General features: G+C 69.6%; 9 protein-coding genes. 1 reads left to right on the top strand and 8 read right to left on the bottom strand.

Annotated features, from left to right (window positions below):
* Window positions 1-14 precede the first annotated feature (14 nt).
* Both rpsO and M4D77_RS23110 read right to left on the bottom strand, forming a co-directional pair.
* The gene (gene rpsO / locus M4D77_RS23115; protein ID WP_004021887.1) at window positions 15-284 is read right to left on the bottom strand and encodes a 30S ribosomal protein S15; all 270 of its coding nucleotides are present in this window, start codon (window positions 282-284) and stop codon (window positions 15-17) included.
* 118 nt (window positions 285-402) lie between these two features.
* A complete protein-coding gene (locus M4D77_RS23110; RefSeq protein WP_082652846.1) occupies window positions 403-1,371 on the bottom strand; it encodes a bifunctional riboflavin kinase/FAD synthetase in 969 nt (322 codons plus the stop codon).
* A gap of 100 nt (window positions 1,372-1,471) precedes the next feature.
* Here M4D77_RS23110 and M4D77_RS23105 point away from each other — a divergent pair, with 100 nt between their 5' ends.
* On the top strand, window positions 1,472-2,140 hold the full coding sequence (locus M4D77_RS23105; RefSeq protein WP_082652845.1) for a metal-dependent transcriptional regulator: 669 nt from the start codon (window positions 1,472-1,474) through the stop codon (window positions 2,138-2,140).
* A 22-nt stretch (window positions 2,141-2,162) separates the two neighbouring features.
* Here M4D77_RS23105 and truB read toward each other — a convergent pair whose 3' ends face one another.
* The 6 genes from truB to rbfA are packed head-to-tail and all read right to left on the bottom strand — an operon-like array spanning window position 2,163 to window position 7,546.
* Window positions 2,163-3,062, bottom strand: coding sequence for a tRNA pseudouridine(55) synthase TruB (truB, locus tag M4D77_RS23100; RefSeq protein WP_259937589.1), 900 nt, complete (start codon window positions 3,060-3,062; stop codon window positions 2,163-2,165).
* Between the two features lies 1 nt (window position 3,063).
* A complete protein-coding gene (locus M4D77_RS23095; RefSeq protein WP_058250136.1) occupies window positions 3,064-3,720 on the bottom strand; it encodes a 4'-phosphopantetheinyl transferase in 657 nt (218 codons plus the stop codon).
* The gene (locus M4D77_RS23090) at window positions 3,717-4,718 is read right to left on the bottom strand and encodes a metallophosphoesterase (RefSeq protein ID WP_175404254.1); all 1,002 of its coding nucleotides are present in this window, start codon (window positions 4,716-4,718) and stop codon (window positions 3,717-3,719) included. The genes M4D77_RS23095 and M4D77_RS23090 overlap by 4 nt, the downstream gene beginning before the upstream one ends.
* A gap of 28 nt (window positions 4,719-4,746) precedes the next feature.
* Window positions 4,747-6,099 carry an MATE family efflux transporter gene (locus M4D77_RS23085; protein WP_247451962.1) on the bottom strand — a complete coding sequence of 451 codons (1,353 nt, stop codon included), beginning with the start codon at window positions 6,097-6,099 and terminating at the stop codon, window positions 4,747-4,749.
* 38 nt (window positions 6,100-6,137) lie between these two features.
* Window positions 6,138-7,094: a bifunctional oligoribonuclease/PAP phosphatase NrnA gene (locus M4D77_RS23080; RefSeq protein ID WP_058250134.1), complete on the bottom strand. Its 957-nt coding sequence runs from the start codon at window positions 7,092-7,094 to the stop codon at window positions 6,138-6,140.
* Window positions 7,091-7,546, bottom strand: a complete 456-nt coding sequence (rbfA, locus tag M4D77_RS23075; RefSeq protein WP_065628950.1) for a 30S ribosome-binding factor RbfA — start codon at window positions 7,544-7,546, stop codon at window positions 7,091-7,093. Before rbfA ends, M4D77_RS23080 begins: the two co-directional genes overlap by 4 nt.
* Between the last annotated feature and the right edge of the window lie 93 nt (window positions 7,547-7,639).

Raw genomic sequence — 7,639 nt, 5'->3', positions numbered from 1 at the left:
TGGAAGTCGGGAGATCAGCGACGCAGGCCGAGACGCTCGATGAGCGAACGGTAGCGGTTGATGTCGACCTTGGCGACGTACTTCAGCAGACGACGGCGACGGCCGACCAGCAGCAGCAGACCGCGGCGGCTGTGGTGATCGTGCTTGTGCTGCTTCAGGTGCTCGGTGAGGTCGGTGATGCGCTTGGTCAGCATCGCGACCTGGGCCTCGGGCGAGCCGGTGTCGGTCTCGTGCAGACCGTACTCGGCGAGGATTTCCTTCTTCTGCTCGACAGTCAAAGCCATGGAGTTACTCCTGTTTCTCAGTACCGCGTCCGAAACAACCACGGTGCGCCACCGCGGACTGCAGCAACACCGACTGATCAGGCTACCGCCCGGGTGGGACCCGGCCCAAATCCAGGGCTCAGCTCTCGGCCGCCGCCAGGATCTCGCGCGTCTTCGTCACGTCGTCACCCATGGCGGTGATCAGGTCGTCGACGCCGTCGAACTGTTCCATCCCGCGGATGCGGTGCACGAAGTCGACGGCGACGTGCTGCCCGTAGAGGTCGGCGCTCTTGTCCAGAACGAATGCCTCGACCGTTCGGGTGCGGCCGGAGAAGGTGGGGTTGGTGCCGACCGACACCGCGGCCTGGTAGCGCTCCCCCGGTTCGACCTCGCCGACGACCGGACCCGCGCCCAGGATCGTGAACCAGGCGGCGTAGACCCCGTCGGCGGGGATCGCGGCGTACATCGGCGGGGCCACGTTGGCCGTCGGGTATCCGAGGTCGCGGCCACGGCCGTCGCCGCGCACCACCACACCCTCGACCCGATGCGGGCGTCCGAGCGCCTCGGTCGCGCGGTCGACGTCACCGGCCGCGACACACGAGCGGATGTAGGTCGACGAGAAGGTCACCGCATGTTCACCGAACAGCGAGACCGATTCCACCGAGAAGCCGAACTTCCCACCGAGTTCGGCGAGCTTGGCCACGTCGCCGGCCGCCTTGCGCCCGAACGTGAAGTTGTCGCCGACGACCACGACGGCCGCGTGCAACGTCTCCACGAGGATGTCGTGGGCGAAGTCCTTGGGCGACCGGGCGGCGAGTTCGGGTGTGAACGGCATGACGCAGAAGACGTCGATGCCGAGCTCCTCGGCCAGCTCGGCGCGTCGTGTCAGCGTCGTCAGTTGCGGCGGATGGGATCCCGGGCGGACCACCTCGGACGGGTGCGGGTCGAACGTCATCAGCACCGCCGGGACGCCGTGCTCCTTCGCCGCCTTCGTGGCGGCGTTGATGAGCTCGGCATGTCCCCGGTGAACACCGTCGAAGACACCTATGGTGACCACGCACCGTCCCCAGCCCGCGGGGATGTCGTCCAGACCTCGCCAACGCAACACGCGACCAGACTACGGGCACCCGGTGTTCCAAACCACCACCGCCACTCGCGTTTGCGGTGGGGTTAAGCTCTTGGTCATGCCTCGGGGAACGGATCGTCCGGTGACAGAACTGTCACAGGTGACCCAGGACTATCTGAAAGTGATCTGGACCAGCCAGGAGTGGGAAGACGTCAAGGTCACCACCAAGCTGCTGGCTCAATCCCTCGGCGTGTCCGCATCGACCGCGTCGGAGGCGATCCGCAAACTCGCCGACCAGGGCTTCGTCTCGCACGAACCGTACGGCGCGGTCACCCTCACCGCCGCGGGCCGGTCCGCGGCCATCCTGATGGTGCGCCGCCACCGGCTGATCGAGACCTTCCTGGTGCGCGAGTTGGGCTACCGCTGGGACGAGGTCCACGACGAGGCGGAGATCCTCGAACATGCGGTGTCCGACCGGCTGATGGCCCGGCTCGATGCGAAACTCGGCTTCCCCGACCGGGATCCGCACGGCGACCCGATTCCCGCACTCGACGGCTCGATCCCCGCACCGGACGCGGCACTCCTGGCCGACCTGGAGGTCGGGGCGTCGGGCGCCATCGCCCGGATCTCCGACACCGATCCCGAGATGCTGCGCTACTTCGACCAGGTGGGCGTCGCCCTCGACTGTGTGGTGACCGTCGCCGAGAAGCGCCCGTTCGCGGGCACGATCTCGGTGTCGCTCGACGACGGCGATCCCATCGACCTCGGCGACATCGCCGCGCGCGCCATCTTCGTCGTCCCGCGCGGCTGACCCGTTTCTTCGGCAGGGCGCGTCAGCGCAGGGTCGCCGGGCGCACCACCATCACCGAACTCGCGCGGCGACCCTTTTCCTGGATCAGCGCGATCGCCTGTTCCCGCGGATCGACGACGACATAGATCTCCTTGCGGCCGATCGGCTCCAGCCATCGACCCTGACTGATCGACTCGGCCTCGTCATCGTCGATGTCGCGGCGCGGGAACGAGATCTTGACCGCCTCGTCGATGTCGAGGCTGACGCGCGGCTCGTCGCGGACATCGTCGAGCGTCCGCGCATGGTCGAGGGTGAACGGGCCGACCGCCGTCCGCCGGAGTTCGGTCAGGTGCCCGCCGACCCCGAGCGCGGCGCCGAGATCGCGCGCCAGTGACCGGATGTACGTGCCCGACGAACAGTCAACGGCCACATCGAGATCGACGAACTCCGCATCGCGCCGGGCGTCGAGCAGCTCGAAGCGGGACACGGTGACCGGGCGCGGCGCGAGGTCGAAGTCGGCACCCGTCCGCACCAGTGCGTGCGCTCGCCGGCCGTCGACCTTGATGGCGCTGACCTTCGCCGGGACCTGCTGGATGTCACCAGTAAGATCGGCCATGGCCGTGGTGATGTCGGCGTCGAGGGCCCCGGATGCGTCTGCCGTATCGAGGATCTCGCCTTCGCGGTCGTCGGTCGTGGTGGACGCGCCGAGTCGGATCGTCGCCGTGTACGACTTCGTCGTCAGCGACAGCAGTCCGAGAAGCTTTGTGGCCCGCTCGATCCCGACGACCAGGACCCCGGTGGCCATCGGGTCGAGGGTGCCGGCGTGCCCGACGCGGCGGGTGTTGAAGATCTTCCGGCATCGGGAGACGACATCGTGGCTGGTCATCCCGGCCGGCTTGTCGACGACGAGCAGGCCGGCGTTCTCGATGGTTGCGTCGGCCACGTCAGGTCAGCGCGATCGTGGTGGTGATGATACCGCGCTCGACCAGCCAGCGTCCGGAGAACTCCAGCAGCGGCGGCCCACCGTCGGCGGCGGCCGGGTCGATGAGGATGCGGGAGGTGAACGTCCCCGACGTCGGGGTGGACTGTTCGAAGGTGATGTGGGCGTCCTCGAAACCCAACCAGCGCTTGGCGACCGGGAACCAGGCCTTGTAGGTGGCCTCCTTGGCGCAGAACAGCAGACGGTCCCAGTGCAGGTCACCCGACCGGGTCGCGAGCACCTCGCGCTCGGCGGGCAGGCTGGTGTGCTCGAGCACACCGTCGGGCAGGCTGTCGTGCGGCTCGGCGTCGATACCGAGGGAACGCACCGACATCGCGTAGGCGACCGTCGCGGCGCGATAACCGTCGCAGTGGGTGAGGCTGCCCACGATCCCGGCCGGCCACACGGGTGCCCCCTTGTCCCCCTTGAGGATCGGGACGGGCTCGTAACCCAGCTCCCCCAGCGCCTGCCGGGCGCAATGCCGAACGGTGGTGAACTCGCGACGACGCTTCTCCACCGCGCGCGAGATCAGGCTCTGCTCGGCCGGCAGCAGGACGAGATCCGGCGGATCGGCGAACGCCTCCGCCGAGGCGACGCCGGCCGGCAGGAGCTGTTCGATCATCGGTTGTCCTCTCGCGCTTGCCGTTCCGCTTGCCTCTCGGCCTGTCGTGTTCGTCGTTCCGCCTGCCGCTGCTCGACCCGCTGCCGGAACTCGGCGGCCCGTTCGGCGTAGTCGGGCGGCAGGTCGAACCGGACTCCGTGCTCGGGCAGATCGGACGCACCGAGCCCGTCTCCGGGAACGATGTTGCGCATCAGTGGGTTCGGGAGTCCGCGGCGCTTCCACTCCCGCGGGTAGCCGACCGACACCTCCTCGAACCGGATGCCGTCGTACCAGGTGGTCCGGGGGATGTGCAGGTGCCCGTACACGCAGCACGCCGCGTTGAACTCGGTGTGCCAGTCCGCGGTCAGCTCGCTGCCGCACCACAGCGCGAACTCCGGATAGATGAGCGCGTCACACGGTTCGCGGCGCAGCGGCCAGTGGTTGATGAGGACCGTCTTCTCGGCGGGGTCGATGGCCTGCAGCCGACGCCGGGTGATCTCGATCCGCGCCCGACCCCAGGCGTCCCGGGTCGGGAACGGCTCGGACGACAGCAGGAACTCGTCGGTGGCCACCACATTGCGTTCCCGGGCGAGCGCGAGCGCGGTCAGTTTGTTGGCCGTGCCCTCCGGGCGGAAGGTGTAGTCGTACAGCAGGAACATCGGGACCACGCGGACGGGATCGGAGCCATCGCCCGGATCGAACAGCGGGTAGATGTCCTCCGGGGTCACCACGCCGATGTCGCGGCAGGCCTGGACGAGGTAGTCGTACCGCGCGACCCCGAACACCTGCAGCGGATCCTTCGCCGTCGTATACAGCTCGTGGTTGCCCGGGACCCACACGACGGTGGCGAACCGAGCCCGCAGACGACGCAGGGTGTCGACGATGTCGTCGGTGCGTTCGGCGACGTCACCGGCGACGATGAGCCAGTCGTCCGGCGAGGTCGGCCGGATGCTGTCGATGATGTGCTCGTTGCCCCGATGCGCGATGTGCAGATCGCTGATCGCCCACAGAGTAGCCACGAGGATCCATCGTGCCAGAGGATCGCGATCAGGCGCGGACCGCACCTGCCCGGCGCCATCGCCCCGAGCGGATCCGCCACACCACGGTGGCCAGACGCACGAGCATGAACACCACCAGGCCGGACCACACACCCGCGAGTCCCCAGTCGAACACGAGCGACAGCCAGATCAGCGGCAGGAACCCGATGAGGGCGCCGGCGAGGGTCGCGGTGCGCAGGAAGGCGGCGTCGCCGCTGCCGAGGAGCACGCCGTCGAGCGCGAAGACCACGCCGGCGATCGGCAACATGCCGACGAAGAACCACCAGGGCACCCCGACGGCGTCGAGGACGGCGGCGTCGGAGGTGAAGATACGCGGGATCAGCGTCGCACCGGCCGCGAAGAGGGCAGCCATCGCGGTGGCGGCGACCACGGACACCGCGGTGACGCGCCGGGCGACGGAGTCGGCTGCGCCGAGTCGTCCCGCTCCCAGCGCCGCGCCCACCAGCGCCTGGGCGGCGATGGCCACCGAGTCGAGGAACAGAGCCATGAACTCCCACAGCTGCAGCACGAGCTGGTGCGCCGCCACCTGGGCGACCCCGAATCGCGCCGCGACCGCGGCCGCCGAGACGAAGCAGATCTGGAACGACAGACTGCGCACGATGAGATCCCGCGCCATGACCAGTTGCGCGCGGATGATCGACCAGTCGGGTGCGAAGGCGCGCGAGCCGGGCCCGTGGCCGGCACCCACGGCGACCCGCCGTGCCTCGCGGACCACCCGCACGGCGAACAGCACGCCCGTCACACCCTGTCCGATCACGTTGGCCACCGCGCTGCCGTCGAGACCGAGACGCGGGAACGGGCCGACGCCGTGGACCAGTCCGACGACGAGGACCGCGGCGAGGGACAACCCGACCACGACGTAGACGACGGGACGACGAGTGTCCTGGACGCCGCGCATCCACCCGTTCCCGGCCATCGACAGCAGGATCAGCGGGACGCCGAACATCGCGATCCGCAGCCAGCCCGCCGCGTCCTCGGCCACCGCGGCGGACTCCGGCGACGACGTCCCGACCAGCAGACGCATCACGACCGGGGCGCACGGGTAGGCGACGGCGACGATCAGGACGCCGACCGCCACCGCTATCCAGCTCGCCTGCACGCCTTCGACGACGGCGCCGGGCCGGTCACCGGAGCCGAAGCGACGGGCGGAGCGGGCGGTGGTGCCGTAGGACAGGAAGGTCAGCTGCGTACTGACGATCGAGAGCACCAGGGTGCCGACGCCGAGAGCGGCCAGTTGTTCGCCGCCGAGGCGTCCGACGACCGCCAGGTCCAGCAGGAGGTACAGCGGCGGCGCGATGAGGACGGCGAGAGCCGAGACGGTGAGGGTGGCGATGCGTGCCACGCCCGGGGCGTCCCCGGCATCCGGCTCCGACGCGAGGCTCAGAGCGACTCCAGCAACCTGGCGACCACCTCGTCGGCGGTACCGGTGTCGCTGTACCCGGAGGCCTGACGATGCCCGCCGCCGCCGTGCGCCCGGGCGATCGGTACGAGATCGACGATGTCCTTGGACCGCAGCGAGACCGTCCAGACACCCGGCTCGCCCTCCTTGAACACCGCTGCCACCTCGGCCTCGCGGGCGGTCCGGATGGTGTCCACGACGCTCTCGGACTCCTCCCAGCTCATCCCGGCCAGCGCCTGCTGGTCGACCACGGCGTACACCAGACCCTCACCGTCGCAGGCGGTGGGTACGAGCTGCGCCGACGCCAGGACACCCGACATCATCGAGAACCAGGCGAACGGATGGGAGTCGAACAGGATCCGGCTCCACTTCCGCGTGTCGACGCCGGTCTCCAGGAGCCGGGCCGCGACGCGGAACGACGCCGGACGGGCCCAGCGGAACGAGCCGGTGTCGGTACTGAGGCCGGCGTAGACGCAGGTGGCGATGTCGGCGTCGAGTTCGACGCCCAGATCGTCGAGGACGTCGAGCACCAGCACGGCGGTGCAGTCGGCGGCCGGATCCACCAGGTCGAGATCGCCGAAACCGGGGTTCGACGCGTGGTGGTCGATGACGATCGAGGTCTGCGCCGCGGTGAACGTCTCACCGAGCGAGTCCAGCCGCTCGAGGTTGGCGGCGTCGACCGCGACCACCAGTGGGTGTCCGACGACCTGCGCGGGAGCGCACAGCAACTTGCCACCGGGCAGCCCGGCGAGCGACGCCGGGAGCTGTTCGGTCCCCGGGTAGGAGACCTCGACGTCGACGCCCCGGCGGTCGAGTGCCAGCCCCAGCGCCAGACCGCTGCCGATCGTGTCCGCATCGGGGCGGACATGACAGCAGATGGTCACCGCGGTCGCGGAGGCCAGCGTCGCGGCGATCGCCGCACTCGACGAACTGCTCACTCGCGGGTACCGGTGGTGTCGTCGTCCGCCGAGCGGTACGGGTCGGACTCCCCCGCCGGCTTCGCCTCGGCAGCGCGTCGGGCGACGAGTTCGTCGTTCGCGCGGGCGCGGGCGACGAGCTCCTCCATCTGACGCGCGGCATCGGGAACCGTGTCGAGTACGAAGCGCAGGGTCGGGGTGAAGCGCACCCCGGTACCCGCACCGACCTTCGACCGCAGCACGCCGGTCGCCTTCGCCAGACCCGCGGCCGCGGCCTCGAAGTCGGGTTCGGCGTCGATGGATTCACCCATCACGGTGTAGTAGATCGTCGCATCGTGGAGATCGTTGGTCACCCGGGCATCGGTGACCGTCACATACGCCAGTCGCGGATCCTTGATCTCGTGCGCGATCGCCGACGCGACGATCGACGAGATCCGCTTGGCCAGGCGCTGAGCCCGTGCCGGATCTGCCATTCCAGGACTCCTTCCATAGCGCTGCGTGGGGGGGGCGGGCGGCGGGCGGGGGGGGGGGGGGGGGCGCGTCACGAAGGGTCCCGTAACGTGTCT

It is taken from the genome of Gordonia sp. p3-SID1431, assembly GCF_025143765.1.
Classification (GTDB): Bacteria; Actinomycetota; Actinomycetes; order Mycobacteriales; family Mycobacteriaceae; genus Gordonia; species Gordonia hongkongensis.
This window is presented reverse-complemented; position numbering and strand designations above follow the sequence as displayed.

Excerpts from the sequence above, each read along its gene's own strand:
- rbfA (WP_065628950.1), bottom strand. The coding sequence starts at position 7,546 with ATGGCAGATCCGGCACGGGCTCAGCGCCTGGCCAAGCGGATCTCGTCG.
- rpsO (WP_004021887.1), bottom strand. The coding sequence starts at position 284 with ATGGCTTTGACTGTCGAGCAGAAGAAGGAAATCCTCGCCGAGTACGGT.
- M4D77_RS23095 (WP_058250136.1), bottom strand. The coding sequence starts at position 3,720 with ATGATCGAACAGCTCCTGCCGGCCGGCGTCGCCTCGGCGGAGGCGTTC.